The organism is Companilactobacillus paralimentarius DSM 13238 = JCM 10415 (assembly GCF_001434985.1).
Classification (GTDB): domain Bacteria; phylum Bacillota; class Bacilli; order Lactobacillales; family Lactobacillaceae; genus Companilactobacillus; species Companilactobacillus paralimentarius.
On the sequence record NZ_AZES01000106.1, the window covers coordinates 1 to 721 of the forward strand.

1 protein-coding gene is annotated in these 721 nt (G+C 29.7%); it reads right to left on the reverse strand.

The window, feature by feature from the left end:
• The coding region (trhA, locus tag FD33_RS09075; RefSeq protein WP_156407836.1) for a PAQR family membrane homeostasis protein TrhA at nt 1–705 on the reverse strand (705 nt) is incomplete at its 3' end.
• Nucleotides 706–721 lie beyond the last annotated feature (16 nt).

Consider the following 721-nt stretch of genomic DNA (forward strand, 5'->3'; position numbering starts at 1 on the left):
GTCTTCTTTGGTGACTTGTCCGAAAAATTCGATTAATTGTTGCAATCTACCATATAAATAAATTGAGAAATACATTAATATCGTTCCGACAAGTACAAATATATGCCAAATTACATGCGCATATTTTATACCATTCAAACTATACAAAATTGCACCTAATGTGAAAGATATACCACCAAATAGTAATAAGAAGAAACCGTGACTACCAAGATTATTCCATATTTGTTTTCCACCTAAAATGCACAGCCATCCCATAAATATATAAATTATTGTTTCTATTTTTTTCAATTTTCCCGGATAAACTGCATTGATAACAATACCCACAATTGCCAAAATCCAAATGACAATTATCATTGATATTCCTAGCCAGCCTTTAATAACTAATAAACTAAAAGGCGTATAGCTTCCTGCAATCAAAATATATATACTGCTATGATCGAATATCCTAAATACCTCACGTGCCTTAGTAAAATATAAACTATGAAAAAGTGTGGAGAAAGTATACAAGACACATAAAGATGTTCCATATATTATAAAGGAAACATACTCAAGTAATGACCCATCCATACCGGCTTTTCTAATAAGAAAAATAAATCCTAATAGACTCAATACAATACCTATACCGTGTGTTAATGCGCTAAAAATTTCGTTTTTTATATTATATTTTTTTCGAAAATTACAAGAACAAGTTAGCCACTTGTCCAAAAAATAAATACGAAAT